This window comes from Halomonas sp. M4R1S46 (assembly GCF_025725685.1).
In the GTDB taxonomy this organism is placed as follows: domain Bacteria; phylum Pseudomonadota; class Gammaproteobacteria; order Pseudomonadales; family Halomonadaceae; genus Halomonas.
On record NZ_CP107008.1, the window covers coordinates 3,960,533 to 3,978,345 of the forward strand.

At 70.0% G+C, this 17,813-nt stretch carries 16 protein-coding genes; 8 read left to right on the top strand and 8 right to left on the bottom strand.

Annotation, left to right across the window (positions count from 1 at the left end):
- Positions 1 to 18 precede the first annotated feature (18 nt).
- From OCT48_RS18315 to OCT48_RS18325, 3 genes are read right to left on the bottom strand one after another with little or no spacing between them, the layout of a single operon-like run.
- Positions 19 to 1,041, bottom strand: a complete 1,023-nt coding sequence (locus OCT48_RS18315) for a Zn-dependent oxidoreductase (protein ID WP_263590558.1) — start codon at positions 1,039 to 1,041, stop codon at positions 19 to 21.
- A gap of 12 nt (positions 1,042 to 1,053) precedes the next feature.
- Positions 1,054 to 2,265, bottom strand: coding sequence for a D-mannonate dehydratase ManD (gene manD / locus OCT48_RS18320; RefSeq protein ID WP_263590559.1), 1,212 nt, complete (start codon positions 2,263 to 2,265; stop codon positions 1,054 to 1,056).
- On the bottom strand, positions 2,262 to 2,999 hold the full coding sequence (locus tag OCT48_RS18325) for a GntR family transcriptional regulator (protein WP_263590560.1): 738 nt from the start codon (positions 2,997 to 2,999) through the stop codon (positions 2,262 to 2,264). The genes manD and OCT48_RS18325 overlap by 4 nt, the downstream gene beginning before the upstream one ends.
- 134 nt (positions 3,000 to 3,133) lie before the next feature.
- Between OCT48_RS18325 and OCT48_RS18330 the strand changes: the two genes are divergently transcribed.
- Complete coding sequence (locus OCT48_RS18330; RefSeq protein WP_263590561.1) at positions 3,134 to 4,315, top strand: alpha-hydroxy acid oxidase; 1,182 nt, start codon at positions 3,134 to 3,136, stop codon at positions 4,313 to 4,315.
- An 87-nt stretch (positions 4,316 to 4,402) separates the two neighbouring features.
- Here OCT48_RS18330 and OCT48_RS18335 read toward each other — a convergent pair whose 3' ends face one another.
- The gene (locus OCT48_RS18335; protein WP_263590562.1) at positions 4,403 to 5,809 is read right to left on the bottom strand and encodes an APC family permease; all 1,407 of its coding nucleotides are present in this window, start codon (positions 5,807 to 5,809) and stop codon (positions 4,403 to 4,405) included.
- A 114-nt stretch (positions 5,810 to 5,923) separates the two neighbouring features.
- On the bottom strand, positions 5,924 to 7,336 hold the full coding sequence (locus tag OCT48_RS18340; protein ID WP_263590563.1) for an aminotransferase: 1,413 nt from the start codon (positions 7,334 to 7,336) through the stop codon (positions 5,924 to 5,926).
- A 293-nt stretch (positions 7,337 to 7,629) separates the two neighbouring features.
- Here OCT48_RS18340 and OCT48_RS18345 point away from each other — a divergent pair, with 293 nt between their 5' ends.
- Together OCT48_RS18345 and OCT48_RS18350 are read left to right on the top strand one after the other, a co-directional pair.
- On the top strand, positions 7,630 to 8,295 hold the full coding sequence (locus OCT48_RS18345; RefSeq protein WP_263590564.1) for a helix-turn-helix transcriptional regulator: 666 nt from the start codon (positions 7,630 to 7,632) through the stop codon (positions 8,293 to 8,295).
- Between the two features lie 49 nt (positions 8,296 to 8,344).
- Positions 8,345 to 8,719: a translation initiation factor Sui1 gene (locus OCT48_RS18350; RefSeq protein ID WP_263590565.1), complete on the top strand. Its 375-nt coding sequence runs from the start codon at positions 8,345 to 8,347 to the stop codon at positions 8,717 to 8,719.
- Here the strand turns inward: OCT48_RS18350 and OCT48_RS18355 are convergent.
- On the bottom strand, positions 8,700 to 9,557 hold the full coding sequence (locus OCT48_RS18355) for an NAD-dependent protein deacetylase (protein ID WP_263590566.1): 858 nt from the start codon (positions 9,555 to 9,557) through the stop codon (positions 8,700 to 8,702). The genes OCT48_RS18350 and OCT48_RS18355 overlap by 20 nt on opposite strands.
- 139 nt (positions 9,558 to 9,696) lie before the next feature.
- Here OCT48_RS18355 and OCT48_RS18360 point away from each other — a divergent pair, with 139 nt between their 5' ends.
- Positions 9,697 to 10,587, top strand: a complete 891-nt coding sequence (locus tag OCT48_RS18360; protein WP_263590567.1) for a nuclease-related domain-containing protein — start codon at positions 9,697 to 9,699, stop codon at positions 10,585 to 10,587.
- A gap of 8 nt (positions 10,588 to 10,595) precedes the next feature.
- Here OCT48_RS18360 and OCT48_RS18365 read toward each other — a convergent pair whose 3' ends face one another.
- Complete coding sequence (locus OCT48_RS18365; RefSeq protein WP_263590568.1) at positions 10,596 to 11,441, bottom strand: ribonuclease I; 846 nt, start codon at positions 11,439 to 11,441, stop codon at positions 10,596 to 10,598.
- Positions 11,442 to 11,445: 4 nt separating this feature from the next.
- On the opposite strand from OCT48_RS18365, the gene OCT48_RS18370 reads away from it, so the two are divergent.
- On the top strand, positions 11,446 to 12,255 hold the full coding sequence (locus OCT48_RS18370) for an ATP-grasp domain-containing protein (protein ID WP_263590569.1): 810 nt from the start codon (positions 11,446 to 11,448) through the stop codon (positions 12,253 to 12,255).
- Between the two features lie 15 nt (positions 12,256 to 12,270).
- Here the strand turns inward: OCT48_RS18370 and OCT48_RS18375 are convergent, their stop codons facing one another.
- The gene (locus tag OCT48_RS18375) at positions 12,271 to 13,608 is read right to left on the bottom strand and encodes a deoxyguanosinetriphosphate triphosphohydrolase (protein WP_263590570.1); all 1,338 of its coding nucleotides are present in this window, start codon (positions 13,606 to 13,608) and stop codon (positions 12,271 to 12,273) included.
- 165 nt (positions 13,609 to 13,773) lie between these two features.
- Between OCT48_RS18375 and OCT48_RS18380 the strand changes: the two genes are divergently transcribed.
- The 3 genes from OCT48_RS18380 (at position 13,774) to OCT48_RS18390 (ending at position 17,812) form a co-directional block, all read left to right on the top strand.
- Positions 13,774 to 15,594 carry an aminopeptidase P family protein gene (locus OCT48_RS18380; protein WP_263590571.1) on the top strand — a complete coding sequence of 607 codons (1,821 nt, stop codon included), beginning with the start codon at positions 13,774 to 13,776 and terminating at the stop codon, positions 15,592 to 15,594.
- A gap of 137 nt (positions 15,595 to 15,731) precedes the next feature.
- Complete coding sequence (locus OCT48_RS18385; RefSeq protein ID WP_263590572.1) at positions 15,732 to 17,198, top strand: DUF3375 domain-containing protein; 1,467 nt, start codon at positions 15,732 to 15,734, stop codon at positions 17,196 to 17,198.
- On the top strand, positions 17,195 to 17,812 hold the full coding sequence (locus OCT48_RS18390) for a DUF4194 domain-containing protein (protein ID WP_263590573.1): 618 nt from the start codon (positions 17,195 to 17,197) through the stop codon (positions 17,810 to 17,812). The genes OCT48_RS18385 and OCT48_RS18390 overlap by 4 nt, the downstream gene beginning before the upstream one ends.
- Position 17,813: the final 1 nt, after the last annotated feature.

The following is a 17,813-nucleotide window of genomic DNA, read 5'->3' on the forward strand; positions in this document are numbered from 1 at the left end:
TACGTGCGTGAATGGCCGTCAGGCACCGATCTGGATCAGCACCTTGCGGGCCCTTTCGGGATGGTGATCGATCATCTCGATGGCACCGGGCATGTCATCGAAGGGCAGGCGATGGCTGACCAGCGCCAGCGGGTCGAGCCGCCCGGACGCCATCAACTCGATCACCTCCGGAAACTTGCGGTTGTTGAGCCGCGAGCCGACCAGGGTCAGCTCCTTCTTGATCACCTCCAGCTGCACCAGGTCGCTGGGGGTGGGATTGAAGCCGAGCAGGCCGATGCGCCCCGCCGGCGAGGCCATGCGCAGCATCTGCGGCAGCAGGGCCGGCACACAGGCGGCATCGGCGATCAACGGCATGCCTTCGCCACCAGTCAGCGCCGCGACCTCGGCCTCGACGTCCTGCTGTGCCCCGTTGAGGGTGCGGGTGGCGCCCAGCTCCCGGGCGGTGGCCAGGCGGGTGTCGATGACGTCGCTGACGGTGATGTCCTCGATGCCCTGGGCGCGGGCCACCTGCAGGATGGTCAGGCCGATCACCCCGGCGCCGAGGATCAGCAGGCGATCACCGGGATGGGGCTGCATGCGTCCCAGCACGTTGGCGGCGATGGTATAGGGCTCCACCAGCGCCGCGGCGTCCAGCCCCAGGTTCTCGGGCAGGCGATGGACGTTGCCGGCCGGCACGTTGACCCGCTCCTCGAAGCCACCGTTGCGGTGCACGCCGATCACCTCCAGCGCGGTGCAGACGTTGGGGCGACCGATGCGGCAGGGATAGCAGTGGCCGCAGCTGATCACCGGGTCGATGCACACCCGATCGCCGACGGCGAGGTCCTCGACGCCCTCGCCCACGGCCTCGACCAGGCCGGCGAACTCATGCCCGGTGATCCGCGGGAAGCGCACGAAGGCGTTGTCGCCATGGATGATGTGCATGTCCGAGCCGCAGATCCCGGCGAAGGCCACCCTCACCAGCACCTCCCCGGGGGCGGCGTCGGGAACCTCGGTGTCGACCAGGCGGTAGTCCTGGGGCGCGTTTACCTGAAAGGCTTTCATCGGTTCACCTCGTTACCAGTGCCACAGGGTGCCGTCCTCGAGCCGGTTGACCGGCAGGCTGGCACGGCGATAGGGGTACTTGGCGGCCGCCTCCTCGTCGATGTCGACGCCGTGTCCGGGCGTCTCGCCGACCAGGAAGTGACCGTCCTCGAAGCGGTAGTCGTGGGGAAAGACCTCATTGGTGACGGCTTCGTGGGGCATGTACTCCTGGATGCCGAAGTTGGGTACCCAGGCATCGAAGTGGATCGCCGCCCCGAGGCACACCGGTGACAGGTCGGTGGGGCCGTGGAAGCCGGTGCGCACGTGATAGAGCCCGGCCAGGTCGGCCAGCCGCCGCAGGTGAGTGATGCCGCCGGCGTGGGTCAGGGTGGCGCGGATGTAGTCGATCCACTGGTTCTCGATCAGCGCCTTGGCGTCGTAGAGGCTGTTGAAGACCTCGCCTACCGCCAGCGGCGTGGTGGTGTGCTGGCGGATCAGCCGGAAGCTCTCCTGGTTCTCTGCCGGCACGCAGTCCTCCAGCCAGAACAGGTGGAAGGGCTCGACCTCCTTGCCCAGCCGTGCCGCCTCGATGGGCGTCAGCCGGTGGTGGACGTCGTGCAGCACGTGCAGGTCGTCGCCGAAGCGCTCGCGCACGGCGGCGAACAGCCTGGGCGCGTGGTTGAGGTACTTGGCGGTGTTCCAGACATGCTCGGCCGGCAGCTCGGCGTCGGCGGGCTCGTAGCGCTCGCCGGGCTTCTTGGCCACGCCGTAGATGCTGGCGATGCCCGGCACCCCGGCCTGCACCCGCACCGCGCGGTAGCCTTCCTCGACATGCCGGGCGACCTCGTCGAGGCAGGCCTCGATGTCCTTGCCGGTGGCGTGGCCATAGACCATCACGCGCTCGCGGCTCTTGCCGCCCAGCAACTGGTACAACGGCATGCCGGCGGCCTTGGCCTTGATGTCCCACAGCGCCATGTCGACGGCACCGATGGCGCTCATGGTCACCGGCCCCCGCCGCCAGTAGGCGCCGCGGTAGAGGTAGTGCCAGATGTCCTCGATGCGCTGCGGGTCGCGGCCGATCAGGGCGGGAATCACGTGTTCCTCGAGGTAGGCGACCACCGCCTGTTCGCGACCATTGAGGGTGGCATCGCCGATGCCGTAGATGCCCTCGTCGGTGACGATCTTGAGGGTGACGAAGTTGCGCCCCGGCGCGGTGACGATGGTATAGGCCCGTTCGATCTTCATGCCTCGGCCTCCTCGGCGAGCGATGGTGTCTGGGGTGTCTGGAACATCTCGGGGAAGCGGCGCACCAGCTCGGGCAGCGACTGCAGGATCTCGCATTGGTGGACGCGCATGGCCTCCGCCGCCGCCTCGACGTCGCGCCGCTCAATGGCATCGACGATGGCCACGTGCTGCTCGATCAGCTTGTCGATGGGGGTGCTCGACGGGATGCTCAGGTAGCGCACGCGATCGAGCTGCGCCTTGACCTCCTCGGTCACCTTCCAGGCGGTCTGCTGGCCGATGCCCAGTGAGAGGGTGCGATGGAAGGCCTCGTCGAGCAGGAAGAAGCGGTCGTGGTCGGCCGGCTCGATGCAGCGACGCTGGCGCTCGATCAGCTCACGAAGATCGGCGAGCACCGGCTTCCCCAGCCCGCGGGTCGCAGCCTCGCGGGCCACGGCCACCTCCACCGCCTCGCGCACGAAGCGCGCCTCGAGCACCGCCTGCTGCGAGATCTTGACCACGAAGGTGCCGCGCTGCGGCCGCACCTCGACCAGCCCCGCCTCCGACAGCCGAATGAAGGCCTCGCGGACCGGCTGACGGCTCACCGAGAAGGTGTCGGCGAGCTCCTTTTCCGACAGCGCCTGCCCCGGCGCCAGCACCATGCGGATGATCGACTGGCGCAGCACCTGATAGAGCCGCTGGCGCACCGAGTCGCTCTCGCGGGTGTCCTGCCATAGCGTTTGCAATGTCGCGTTCATGTGTTTCACCCCGATCTGTCGACGTGGCCTCTGGCCGACGCCTCTCTGATATGACTAGTATGGTAGTATGGCATGGAAACAGAAAGCGCCCTCGCCTTAGACTTTGGTGGGATGACCATCGCTTGGAGGCTCATATGAAACGCCGCCCCTATGCCGGCACCGACCACCGCCGGGCACTCAACATCGCCGACCTGGCCCGCATCGCACGACGCCGGCTGCCCAATTTCGTGTTCGAGTACCTCGAGGGCGGCGCCGACGACGAGCGGACGCTGCGTCGCAACCGCGAGGTCTTCGACGACTACCTGTTCGAGCCCCGTACCCTGACCCGGGTCGGCCGCCGGGATCTCTCGACCACGCTGCTGGGCCAGCGCCATGCCCTGCCCCTGGTCATCGGGCCCACCGGCTACAACGGCATGCTGACCCGCCACGGCGACCTCAAGCTGGCGGCGGCGGCCTCCGGCGCGAACATCCCCTTCGTGCTCAGCAATGTCGCCACGACCGCCCTGGAGGACATCGCCGCCGTCGAGGGGCTCAATGCCTGGATGCAGATCTACTTCTATCGCGATCGCGACTACGTCCGGCAACTGGTGGACCGCTGCCAGGCAGCCGGCTACGAGACCCTGGTGGTCACCACCGACAGCGCCATCTACGGCAATCGCGAGTGGGACCTGCGCAACTTCCGCAAGCCCATGCAGCCGACCCTGCGCAACCTGCTGCACCTGCTGACACGGCCAGGCTGGATCGCCGATGTGCTGATTCCCGACGGCATGCCGACCTTCAAGAACCTGGGCGACCTGCTGCCGCCCGGCAAGCAGAGCGTGCAGGGGGCCTCGGCGGTGATCGGCCAGCAGCTGGATCCGACCCTCGACTGGGACGACATCGCCTGGCTGCGCGACCGCTGGCCTGGCAAGCTGATCGTCAAGGGCATCCTGTCGCCTGCCGAGGCCGAGCGGGCCGCCGCGCTCGGCGTGGATGCGGTGGTGCTCTCCAACCACGGCGGACGCCAGCTCGATCATGCGCGCTCGCCGTTCGAGGTGCTGCCCGAGGCCAGGCAGCGCGTCGGCCAGCGCTGCCAGCTGTTCGTCGACAGCGGCTATCGGCGGGGAACGGAGGTCGTCAAGGCGCTGGCGCTGGGCGCCGATGCGGTCTGGCTCGGGCGTGCCACTCTCTATGGACTGGCCGCGGGCGGGCAAGCGGGCGTCGAGCACGCCCTGGGGATCCTGCAACGGGAAATCGACCGCACGATCGGCCTGCTGGGGGTCGACCGGATCTCCGACCTGGAGGCGAGCGCCCTGGTGAGCCGCCACCGCGGCTAGCGGGCTTCCAGGCCTCCTGCTGGCCATGAACGCACGGGCCCACCCCTGGCGGGATGGGCCTGTGCGTTCATGTCAGCGTGACTTGCCTCAGGTCGGCAGCGCCGGCTCCGCGGCGAGCCGACGGCGGCGCTGCTGCCGCCGTCCAAGGCCGATCATGACCTCGCCGATCGCCAGGGCCAGCAGCACGCCGGCGAGGATCTTGCCCGCGTAGTCCCAGTCCATCGGCTCGCCGGGAGTCACCACGAACAGCACGATGCCGGCGACCACGTGCAGCCCCACCACGGCAGCCCACAGGCAGGCCAGGCGGTTGCCCAGCGGCAGGCGGAAGGGCCGCGGCGCGTCGCTGCTTAGCCGCAGCTTGATGAAGGCCAGACTCATCAGCACGTAGGGCATCATGAAGATCATCGCGAAGATCGACAGCAGGGTCCAGAACAGGCCCTCGGCGGTGTCGGCCACCAGGCCATAGACCAGCATCACCAGGATGCTCACCGTGGAGGCGAGCAGCGCCGAGCCCACCGGGGTGTCGTGGCGCGGGTGCACGATGCCGAACACCGGGGGGAACTCGCCGGCGTGGGCGGCCTCTACCGCGGCCCGGTTGGTGCCCATGCTCCAGGTCACCATGTTGGTGAAGAAGGTGAAGAGCACGAAGCCGCCCACCAGGTTGGCGAGCCACCCGCCCCAGCCCTCGTGGCCGTACATGTTGAACAGCGACTCGGCGAAGATGGTGGTGACGTCGGTCTGGTCGGTGGGCACCGCGGCCAGCACCCCGATGGTGCCCAGCACGTTGAAGACGGCGATCAACAGCCCCGAGGCCAGCACCGCCCGGGGGATGTCGCGGCGCGGCGCGACCATCTCGGCGGCGCTGCAGCAGGCCAGCTCCGTGCCCATGATGCCGTAGACCATCACCCCCAGGGCGGCGATGGCCGCCGGCGAGGACGGCACGATCCCATCCAGGGTGAAGGGGTTGGCGAAACCCTCGTTGAACCCGTAGCGCAGGCCGCCCACCAGCAGCACCAGCACCGAGATCAGCTTCAGCACCGCCCCCAGGTTGGGCAGCCACTTGCCGATGCGCAGGCTCGCGCTGGTGCACAGCGAGGTCACCAGCGCCAGGCTGCAGCCGATGAAGATCTGCAGCCACAGGCTCATGCCGGGGAAATAGAAAGCGCTGAGCATGCTGGCGAACAGGATGTAGACCGAGGGCATCCACAGGGCGTTGTTGACCCAGTACATCCAGGACACCCTGGCGCCCCAGCGAAAGCCGAAGGCCAGGCGTACCCAGTGATAGACGCCGCCGTTGCTCGGGTAGGCGGTCCCGAGCTCCGAGGTCATCATCGCCATGGGCAGGAACAGCAGCACCAGCACGTAGGCCCACCAGAACAGGCTGCTCGAGCCCAGCGAGGCGGCCAGGGCGATCTGGTCCATGAACAGCATCGCCGAGACGGTATAGAGGGTGACGTCGCGGCAGCGCAGTACCTTATTCTTGTTGACTTCCATCAGAAAGACTCCAGCCAGGAGGAAATGCAGCGTGGCGGGCGCCGGGCCGGCGCACGACACGCGAGATGGGCAGGGACGAGGGGCCCGCGCGGCCTGGCGCCGCGCGAGCGGGCCTCACCAGTGCCCGGCAGTGCGCAGGTCCTCGACGGTCTCGAGGATGCTGTCGCGCAGCACGTCGACGATGACGTCGACCTCCTGGTGGGTCAGGGTCACGGCGGGAGACATGACGTTGAGGTGCACGATCGGCCGCACCAGCAGGCCGCGCTTCTCGGCGCGCAGGTGCACCCATTCACCGATGTTGAGTTCCTCGGGGAACAGCTCGCGGGAGGCCTTGTCGGCGACGAATTCCACGCAGGCCATGAAGCGCTTCGCGCGCACCTCGCCGACGATCGGCAGCTCGGCCAGGGTGGCCAGGCGCTCCTCGAAGTAGCGCCCCACCTCGCGGGCTCGGGGCAGCAGCGCCTCACGCTCGATGATCTCGATGTTCTTCAGCGCCGCGGCGCAGGCCACCGGGTGGCCGGAGTAGGTGAAGCCGTGGCTGAAGCAGCGCCCGGTACCGGGCTCGGCGATCACCTCCCACAGCCGCTCGGAGAAGATGCAGGCACCCAGCGGCTGATAGCCGGAGGTCAGGCCCTTGGCGGTGGTGATGATGTCCGGCACCACGCCGAACTCGTCCTCGGAGGCGAAGAAGTGGCCGAGCCGGCCGAAGGAGGTCACCACCTCGTCGGAGATGTAGAGGATGTCGTGGCGCCGGCAGACCTCCCACATGCGGCGGTGATAACCCTCGGGGGGAATGATCACGCCGCCGGAGCCCATGATCGGCTCGGCCAGGAAGGCGCCGATGCGCTCCGCGCCGACCTCGGCGATCCTGGCCTCGAACTCCGCGACCAGGGCGTCGAGGAACGCGGCCTCGCTGCGGCCCCGTGCCTCCCGGTAGGGGTAGGGGCAGCTCAGGTGGTGAATACCCTCGGAGAGGAAGTCGAACTCCGGCGGGCGGTCGGCCTGCTTGCCGCCCAGCGACATGGTCAGGTAGGTCGAGCCGTGGTAGGCGTTGATGCGGGTGATGACCTGTTTCTTCTCGGGCTTGCCGCGGCAGTTCTGGTAGTAGTGCACCAGGCGGATGGCGGTATCGACCGCGGTGGAGCCGCCGGTGGTCAGGAAGACGCGGTTCAGGTCCCCCGGCGCCAGCTCGGCCAGCTTCTCGCTGAGCTCGATGGCGCGGTCGTTGGCCATGTCGGCGAAGGAGTTGGAGTAGGCGAGGCGACGGGTCTGGTCGGCGATGGCCTCGACCATCTCCTCGCGGCCCAGGCCGATGTTGGTGCACCACATGCCGCCCACGGCATCCAGGTAGCGCTGGCCCTCGGCGTCCTGGATATGGGCCCCTTCGCCGTCGACGATGGTCAGGGAACCCTGCTCGCGATGGTCATCGAAGACGTGGTAGCCGTGCATGTAGTGCGCCTTGTCGGCGTCGGTGAGGCGGGCGTTGTCGAGATTGGAAAAACATTTCATTTCGGTGATATTGGTCATACGCATCCTGACGGCGGCAAGGAGTGGCGGCAGTATAGGCAGCCCCCCGCCGCCGCCCCCATACCCCAATTGGGTGGGTGTGAGCGCCCCGCGCCCATGCCCCGCCCCGGAGGCCGACCATCGCGACGCCATCGCCCCGCACCCCCGACACGCCCCCGCCGGACCTATCGCTCGCCGCGCTCGAAGGCTGGCACCTCGCCCTGGCCGAGGCCCATGCCAGGTGCCGCCGGCCGGGCTTCACCGAGGCCCTGATCGCGGCCATCGACAGCCTGGTACCCACCGAATCGGCCCTGGTGATCCTGGAGGACGCCCGCCAGGCGCCCCGGCTGCTGTACCAGCGCGGCATCCCGCCCGAGGACCGCGACCGGATCCTCGGCCGCTACTTCTCCCGCGGCTACCTGCTCGACCCCTTCTGCCTGGCCGTCGACCAGGGGCTTGGCGAGGGCTTCCACCACCTGGCCGAGATCGCCCCGGACGACTTCTTCCACAGCGAATACTACCGGGTCTACTACCTGGAGGCGGGCTCGGTGGAGGACTGCTACTTCCTGCTCGACCTGGCGCCGGGGCAGCGCATTTCCCTCTGCCTCTACCACGGCCTGAGCGCCACGCCCTTCACCCGGCCGGAACTGGACACCCTGCGCGCCCTGGCGCCGATGGTCCTCGCCCTGGGGCACCGCCACTGGCAGACCGCCGACACGCCGCCGGCCGACGCCTCGCCGAACCCGCTCACCGACCGCCTTCGCGGCGCCTTCCAGCGCTTCGGCGCCGATCGCCTCACCGAACGCGAGCAGCAGGTGTGCCGGCTGCTGCTGCGCGGTCACTCAGCCAAGTCCAGCGCCCGGGCACTCGACATCTCGCCGGAGACGGTCCGCATGCACCGCAAGAACCTCTACGCCAAGTTCGCGGTGAGCTCCCAGGCCGAACTCTTCGCGATCTTCATCGACTGGATCGACCGCTAACCTCTGCCCTCGTATCATCGGGGCTCATTCACATGACCCAGGAGACCCCATGGCATCCCTGCAGGACCAGCTGCGCGGCCTGGTCTACTCCACCGAGCACGGCGACATCTGCCCCGACTGTCGCCAGCCGCTTGCCGACTGCCGCTGCGCCGAAACCGCCGAGGAGGATCGCCTGGCGGGCCTGGACGGTATCGTGCGCCTGCGTCGCGAGACCAAGGGACGCAAGGGTAAGGGGGTGACCCTGGTCGAGGGCGTGCCGCTCAAGGCCGACGAGCTCAAGGCGCTGGCCAAGGCGCTCAAGAAGCGCTGCGGCACCGGCGGCGCCCTCAAGGAGGGGGTGATCGAGATCCAGGGCGACCAGCGCGAGATGCTCAAGGACGAGCTGGAAAGGAGAGGGTTCAAGGTCAAGCTGGCCGGCGGCTAGGGTCCCCTTCCAGGGCGTCGACCAGCGCGGTCAGCCCCGCCTCGGCGCGGGTCGCCACCTTGAGGGCGTAGAGGTCGTCGGCCCGGGTGCGCCCCAGGTTGAGACAGGCCACGGGCTTGCCGGCCTTCGCGGCCGCCCGGGCGAAGCGGAAGCCGGAATAGACCATCAGCGAGGACCCCACCACCAGCAGGCCCCGGCAGTCGTCCAGCAGGGCGAAGGCCTCGGCTACCCGTGCCTTGGGCACGCTGTCGCCGAAGAACACCACGTCGGGCTTCCAGATGCCGTCCCCGCAGCGCGTGCAGGCCGGCACCTGGAAGTCGCCGAAGTCGGCCTCGAGGTCGGCATCGCCGTCCGGACCGGCCCGGGCGCCGGCCTCCAGCCAGGCCGGGTTGCGGCGGGCCAGTTCGGCGTGCAGGTCGTGGCGCATCCGCGTCGCCCCGCAGCCCATACAGCGCACCACATCGGCCCGACCATGCAGGTCGATCACCCGCCGCGAGCCGGCCCGCCGATGCAGGCCATCGACGTTCTGGGTGATCACCCCGCCGACCCGCCCCGCCGCCTCGAGCCGGGCCAGGGCCCGATGGGCGGCATTGGGTTCGGCCTGCTGCAGGGTCCGAAAGCCGATCAAGGCCCGCGCCCAGTAGCGCTGCCGGGCGGCATGGCTGGCCATGAATACCTGGTGTTGCATGGGCGGCGAGCGCTTCCAGTCGCCGTGGTCGTCGCGATAGTCGGGGATGCCGCTGGCGGTACTGATGCCCGCCCCGCTGAGCACGGCGAGCCGGGGCGTGCGCGCCACGAAGTGCGCCAGTGCCGCGATGCCGCTTATCTCGCTCCTCATACCTCGCCCTCACTCCTCGGTGCTTGGCGGCTCCTTACACCTCACTCCTTACTCCTCGCCCCTCGCACGAACCGAGCATGGCCCCCGGGGGGCAAGGTTGTCTAGAATGGGCAGGATACCCCACGGGCAAGGATACCCGATGGCCTGGCTGGAATACCTGCTCCCCCTGATCTTCCTGTTTCCCCTGGCGGCGTGCGCGGTGATCGTGGTGGCGCTGCGCAACCTCCACGACGCCCGCGTGAGCTCCCCCTTCGATGCCCATCCGCTGCGCGAACCCGGGCAATCGCTGCGCGACCGCCTCGACCGGGCCTTCGCCGGGCTCTTCCTGAACGGCGCCCTGGGGCCCATCGTCACACTGGCGCCACTGGTCTACGGCATGGGCCGCATGCTGTTCGCCAGCGAGCAGAACTGGCTCGAGTGGACCTTCTATGGCGCCCTCTCCACGGCACTGGTGCTGGTGTTCTGCTTCCGGCTGATCCGCGACTTCCAGCGCATCCGGCGCCTCAAGCTGGGGCTGGCCTGCGAACTGGCGGTGGGCCAGGAGCTCGAGCGGATGATCCGCCCCGAGTCCCACCCCTACGTCGTCTTCCACGACGTGCCCGGCGGCGACGACACCCTGGACCATGTGGCGGTGACGCCCCACGGCGTCTTCGCCATCGAGACCCGCGCCCGCACGCCGGCCGTGACGCCGTCCGGCGAGGAGGACAACCGGGTCACCGTGGAACGCGAACGGCTACGCTTCCCCGGCGGGTTCGAGCGACGCCCGCTGGACGAGACCCGGCGCGCCGTGCGCTGGCTGGGCGTCTGGCTGGAGAAGGAGGTGGGCCGGACGGTGCCGGTGCAGGGGGTGCTGGCCCTGCCGGGCTGGCGGATCGATACGGACGGCGCCGCGAGCGACCTGCTGGTGGTCAGCGGCGAGGCCCTGGCGGAGCGGCTCGCCGGCCAGCGGGTCGGTGAGCTCGACGATGCCACCCATGAGGCGGTGATCGGCGCCCTGCACCGCCACGCGGCCCCTAGTCTCGCGGACTAGGGCCGGCCTCAGTCGAAGGCCGCGATCCCCACGCGGCGGGGACAGTCGCCGCGATCCAGCCGCACCAGGCTCCCGGCGTCGGGAAACCGCGCCAGGGCCTCAGCGTCGATGCCGATGCGCACCTCGGTCAGCCGACGCCGCCCCCGCCCGCGACACTCGAGGCGCAACGCCCGGCCCGTGCCCTCGCCGAAGGCGGCCTCGAAGGCGCCGATCAGGTCGTTGCGCCTCACCTCACCGCCCCGATGGACGCTGACGAAGTCGGCGAAGGCGCTGGCATTGACCGCCGCCACCATGGCCAGCGCCGTAGCGAAGAGGTCTTCGGCCGCGATTCCGAGGCAGGCGGCATGCTTGGCGTACTGGTAGCGGTCGAGACAGCTGGCGCGGCCGGGCATCGCCCGGTCGAGCGCGTCCCCCTGGGCCTCGGGCAGCGCCAGCGGCGGATGGGCCCGGCAGAAGCCGCCATCCGGCCGTGGCCTCTCGAGGAAGCAGCCCTCCCGCCACCAGCGCCGCCGCGCCACGCCTTGCGCACGCAAGCGCGCCGGCAGCGAGGGCCAGAGCCCATGCAGCACGAAGCCGTCCTCTGCCCCGCGGCGCAGAGACGGCTCGCGACACTCCCGGGGCGGCCGGGAGCGGGTGGCGCAGAAGCCGGGGTGCCAGGTCAGGGCCAGGGTGTAGTGACCGACGCCCTCGGCCGCGAGGGCCGGCACCTCGGCCCGGGCCACCCCGCCGACCGCGACGAGCCAGCCCAGCAGCAGCGCCAGCAGGACGCCGCGGCCCCGGGGCGACGATAACGCTTGCCAGGGGCGGAAAGGCGGATAATAATCCGCGCGCTTCTCTGGAGATGGCCTTTTCACAACCATGAAACTCATCACGTTCGACGTTTTTCGCACCCTCGGCATCCCGGGCGTGCGCTATATCAAGCCCGAGCGCATGTACGATCACCTCGAGGAGATCCGCCAGGCCGACTGGCTGCTGTTCCCCGAATACTGGCAGGTCAACAGCCTGGTCTACGGGCTCGGCAAGCGGATCTTCCCGAGCCTGGCCTGCTACCACCTGGGCCACAACAAGGTCGAGCAGACCCGGGCCTTCCTGGCGCTGTGCCCGGAACACGTGCCGCCCACCGAGATCCTCGGCACCTCCCGGGCCTCTCTCGACCATGTCGAGGCCCGCTTCGGCTATCCCTTCATCGCCAAGCGCATCAAGAGCGCCATGGGCGAGGGCGTGAGCCTGATCGCCTCCCGGCACGCGCTGCTCGAGCACGTGACGACGGAAACGGTCCTCTACGCCCAGCAACGGCTGCCCATCGACCGCGACCTGCGCATCGTGCTGGTCGGCGGCGAGGTGATCGCCGCCTACTGGCGGGTCACGCCCCTCGGCGACTACCGGGCCAACGTCAGCCAGGGCGGGCGCGTCAGCCACGCGGCCATTCCCGAGGCGGCCATCGCGCTGGCCCGGCGGCTGGCTCGGGCGCTCGACCTCGACCACGCCGGCTTCGACATCGCCATGGTCGACGGCCATCCCTACGTCTTCGAGTTCAACCGCCTGTTCGGCAACCAGGGCATCCGCGACAGCAGTCGACGCATCGGCGCCGCCATCCAGCGCGTGCTGGGTATCGGCGACGACGACCGCGATCCCGACGGGGAGCCGCCGCTGCAGCTGACCGCCTGACCGAGGGGCCCGGGCTCAGTCCGCCTTCAACCGCCCGCCCATCTCCTGCGCCAGGTCCACCGCATAGTGGTCGGTCATGCCGCCGATGAAGTCGAGCATGCGCCGGTAGCTGTCGTAGAGCGACCAGGAAGGCCGCGGGGTGTTCTCGCCGATCAGCGCCAGCACCCGCTGGTGCTTGAAGGTCGAGGCGCCGGAGTGGTGAAGCTCATGAGCGGCGCCGATGAAGGCCTCGAGCAGGATACCCAGGGTGGTGTAGGCACCGATCTCCAGCTTGGCCTTGCGCTCGTTGCGGAAGATGCGCTCGCGGGCCAGTTGCTTGGCGGCCTTCACCCCCCAGTCCAGGTCCGGGTGGCAGAGTTCCAGCAGGTCGTTGTCGAGGCGCCCGCCGAGCAGCTCGCCCTCGTGCTGAACGAACACCTGGCTCACGTCGGTGACCGCACGCTCCATGGCCGCCCCGCGCAGGGCGGCGACCCGGCGCCGCTGGGAGACGCCCTGCTGCTGCATGGCGGCATAGTCCGGGGGGTCGCCGCCGGCGATCTGGATCAGCACCTCGGCCACCTCGTCGAAGCCCAGGATGCCCATCTCCAGGCCGTCCTCCAGGTCCAGCAGCGCATAGCAGATGTCGTCGGCCGCCTCCACCAGCCAGGCCAGGGGATGCCGGCACCAGCGGTTGTCGCCCTGGGGCAGCAGCCCCAGGCGACCCGCCACCTCGGCCAGCAGCGACACCTCGCTCTGGTAGCAGCCGAACTTGCCGGCACTGCCGCCGTGCTCCACCGTCCAGGGGTACTTGAGCAGGGTGCCGAGCGTCGCGGCGGTGAGGCGCATGCCACCGCGAAACTGGTTGTACTCGATCTGGGTGACGATGCGAAAGCCCTGGGCATTGCCCTCGTAAGTGAGCAGGTCGGCCCGCTCGGCGTCGGTGAGCCCGTCGAGCAGGCCGCTGCCGTCGCCCTCGGCCCGGGTGAACCAGTCGCGGATGGCGTACTCGCCGGCATGACCGAAGGGCGGGTTGCCGATGTCGTGCCCCAGGCAGGCGGCCTGGACGATCACCCCCAGGTCCGCCGGGGTGATCCACGCCGGCAGCCGATGACGCAGCTCCTCGCCGACGCTCATGCCCAGCGAGCGGCCCACGCAGCCCACCTCCAGGGAGTGCGTCAGGCGGGTGTGGATATGGTCGTTGTCGGTGAGGGGATGCACCTGGGTCTTGCGGCCCAGGCGGCGAAAGGAACCGGCGAAGACGATGCGGTCGTGGTCCTTGTGAAAGGGGCTGCGACCGACCTCGTCGCGGGCCACGCCGCGCCGGTCATGGAGCCGGGCCGGGTCGAGCAGCCGCTCCCAGGTCATCTGCGTCATGGGCTTTCCTCCTTGAGGCCCCCATTCTGTCACCGGGCCACGGCACTTTGCCATCGCGCTGGAATCGGGCGATCATCGCTGTTCCCATACCGGGGCGAGCCGATCCTCCCCCGGGGCCGGCCGTGCGGCCGGCCCGGCACCGTCCACCCCCCACCGGAGCCCGCTATGTCCCGCGACGCCGATCCCACCCCCGCGGCCCGCCTCGCCGCCCTGCGCGAGGCCATGCGCGAACACGCCATCGATGCCTGGTGGCTGCCGTCCTCCGACCCGCACAACTCCGAGTACCTGCCGGCGCACTGGGCCGGCCGCGCCTGGTTGTCGGGCTTCGACGGCTCGGCGGGCACCCTGGTGGTCACCCGGGAGGCCGCCGGGCTGTGGGTCGACAGCCGCTACTGGGTGCAGGCCGAGGCACAACTGGCCGGCAGCGGCATCGCGCTGATGAAGCTCCAGCCCGGCCAGGCCGACGCCCCGATGCGCTGGCTGGCCGAGCGGCTCGACGAGGGCGCGACCCTGGGCTTCGACGCCGACGTGGTATCGCTGGCCAATGCCCGCCGGCTGGAAGCCCACCTGGCTCCGGCGGGCATCCGCCTGCGCGGCGACCGGGACCTGCTCGATGCCATCTGGCCGGCGCGCCCGGCGCTGCCCGAGGCCCCCCTCTACGCCCATCCGGCCGCCTATCTCGACGAATCCCGCGGCGAGCGCCTGGCCCGGGTCCGCGCGGCCATGGCCGAGCACGGCGCCGACTGGCACCCGATCTCGACGCTGGACGACATCGCCTGGCTGACCCAGCTGCGCGGCGCCGACGTCGAGTTCAACCCGGTATTCCTCGCCCACCTGCTGGTGGGCCGCGAGACGGCCACGCTGTTCGTCGCCCCGGGCAAGCTGGGCGACGACCTGGCCGAGGCGCTGGCCGCCGACGGCATCGAGGTCGCGGACTATGCCGACTGGCAGCGCCGGCTCGGCGCGCTGGCCAGCGGGACCCGGGTGCTGCTCGACCCGGCCAAGCTGACCCTGGGCACCCGCCAGGCACTGCCCGAGGGCGTGACCCTGGTCGAGGCCTACCAGCCCAGCACCCTGGCCAAGGGCCGCAAGAGCGAGGCCGAGCTGGCCCATGTGCGCGAGGTCATGGCGGAGGACGGCGCCGCCCTGTGCGAGTTCTTCGCCTGGCTGGAGGACGCGCTAGCGCGCGGCGAGACGATCAGCGAGCTGACCGTCGACGAGCGGCTGACCGCCGCCCGTGCCCGTCGCCCCGGCTTCGTCAGCCGCAGCTTCGGCACCATCGCCGCCTTCAATGCCAACGGCGCCCTGCCCCACTACCACGCCACCCCGCAGGCCCATGCCACCATCGCCGGCGACGGCCTGCTGCTGATCGACTCCGGCGGCCAGTATTACGGCGGCACCACCGACATCACCCGCGTCGTGCCGGTGGGCACCCTCTCCCAGGCCCAGCGCGAGGACTACACCCGGGTGCTCAAGGGCACCATCGCCCTGTCCCGGGCGCACTTCCCGCGGGGCATCCCCTCGCCGCAGCTCGACGCCATCGCCCGGGCGCCGCTGTGGGCCAGCGGCCGCGACTACGGCCACGGCACCGGCCACGGGGTGGGCTACTTCCTCAACGTCCACGAGGGGCCCCAGGTGATCGCCTGGTACGCGCCGCCCGCGCCGCATACCGCCATGCAGCCGGGGATGATCACCTCCATCGAGCCCGGCGTGTACCGCCCGGGCCAGTGGGGCATCCGCATCGAGAACCTGGCCGCCAACCGCCCCGCCGCGGAGAGCGAGTTCGGCGACTTCCTGCGCTTCGAGACGCTGACCCTGTGCCCCATCGACACCCGGCCCATCGACGTCGAGCTGCTCGACCCCGCCGAGGCCGACTGGCTCGACGCCTACCACGCCGAGGTCCGCGAGCGCCTCGCCCCCAGGCTCGAGGGCGAGGCCCTGGTCTGGCTCGAGGCGCGCACCGCACCGCTCGAGCGCGGCGAGTAGGCCGGATAAGCCCGCGAAGCGAGCGCATCCGGCATGCGGCTGGCTCGTCGGATGCGCACGCGGGCTCGCTTTTCCGACCTACGACTCGCCGCTTGGCGGCTTGGGAGTGGCGGCCGCCACGCGGTATCCTGCGAGTCATGACCCACGCCCTGGACTTCGACCACCTCCAGCAATTACGCCGCGGCCACCCGGCCTGGACGTTGCTGCGCGCCGAACACGCCCCCATGGTGATCGGTTTCCTCTACCGCGCCTTCATCGCGCCCAATGTGCGCAGCATGGCGGAACAGCCGTTGGCCGCCCAGCTCGACGACTGGCTGTATCACCTGCGCCAGCGCCTCGACGACGACCCCTTCCCGCGCGAAGCACTGGCCTACCTCAACGAATGGGCCGACGACCGCCATCGCTGGCTGCGCAAGTACTACCCCGCCGAGGGCGACGAGCCGCACTTCGATCTAACACCGGCCGCCGAGCAGGCCCTGCACTGGCTGGCGGGACTCGAGCAGCGCCAGTTCATCGGCGCGGAGTCACGCCTCAAGCAGGTTTTCGAGCTGCTGCGCGAGATCGACCAGGGCAACGAGACCGACCCCGAGGCGCGCATCCGCGAACTGGAGCGGCGCCGCGATGCCCTCGATGCCGAGATCGCCGAGATCCGCGCCGGCCACCTGACGCTGATGGACGCCACCGCCCTGCGCGAGCGCTTCCAGCAGATGACCGACACCGCCCGCGCGCTGCTGGCCGACTTCCGCCAGGTGGAGCAGAATTTCCGCGATCTCGACCGCGAGGTGCGCGAGCGCATCGCCACCTGGGAAGGCGGCAAGGGCGAACTGCTGGAGGAGATCTTCGGCGACCACGACGCCATCCGCGACTCCGACCAGGGACGCAGCTTCCACGCCTTCTGGGACTTCCTGATGTCGCCGGCCCGCCAGGAGGAACTCACCGAACTGCTCGAACGCATCCTGACCCTCGAGCCCGTGGCGGAAATGGCGCCCGACCCTCGCCTGGCCCGCATCCATTACGACTGGCTGACCGCCAGCGAGGTCGCCCAACGCACCGTGGCCCGGCTCTCCGAACAGCTCCGCCGCTACCTGGACGACCAGGGCTGGCTGGAGAATCGCCGCATCATGGCCATCCTGCGCGACGTCGAACGCCACGCCCTGGCACTGCGCGACGCCCCGCCCCGGGGGGAGCCGATGGCCATCGACGAGCCGGCGCCCCACCTCGAGCTGCCCATGGAACGGCCGCTGTTCACGCCGCCGCTCAAGCCGCGCATCGCCGCCGAGCGGCTGGCCAGCGGCGACGAGGCCATCGAGGCAGCGGCGCTGTTCGACCAGCACCATGTCGACAAGGAGCGGCTGCGCGCCCGGGTGCGCCGCGCCCTGCAGACCCGCGACCAGGTCGGTCTCGCCGAGCTGCTCGACGAGGAACCTCTGCGCCAGGGGTTGGCGGAACTGGTCGCCTGGCTGGCCATCGCCACCGAAGGCGGCCAGGGACTGCTCGACGACGACCATCCCCAGCAGCTCGAATGGCAGGACGACCGCGGCCGCTGGCGTCGCGCCCGCCTGCCGCGCGTCATCTTCACCCGCCAGGGGGCGCTCACTGAATGAACGATTTTCACGATCCGTCCCGCGACGCCAGCCCGGACGCCGGCGAGCGGCGCTTCTCGCTGGTGCTGATCGCCCTGTTCAAGGGCGTGCTCTATCAGGACCGCGCCCCCGGCCAGTGGCAGGACCTGCTCGACCACCAGGCGCGCATTCGCGACCATATCGCCCCGCTGGGCCTGACGCTGATGCTCGACGAGGCCGAGGGCCATGCCTACCTGAGCCAGAAGGCCGCGGACGACGAGGCGGATGACTTGCCGCGTCTGGTGCGCCGCCAGCCGCTCAGCTACCCCGTCAGCCTGTTGCTGGCGCTGCTGCGCAAGAAGCTCGCCGAGCAGGACGCCGGCGGCGACGAGCTGCGCCTGATCCTGTCCCGCGAGCAGATCCAGGAGATGCTCAAGCTGTTCCTGGCCGACACCAGCAACGAGGCACGGCTGCTGGACCGCATCGACAACCACATCAACAAGGTGGTGGAGCTGGGCTTCCTGCGCCGCCTCAAGGGCGAGGCGCCGCGCTACGAGGTGCGCCGCATCCTCAAGTCGTTCGTCGACGCCCAGTGGCTGGCCGAATTCGAGCAGCGCCTGGCCGAGTACCGTGAGCACGCCGAGGGAGACCGCTGAC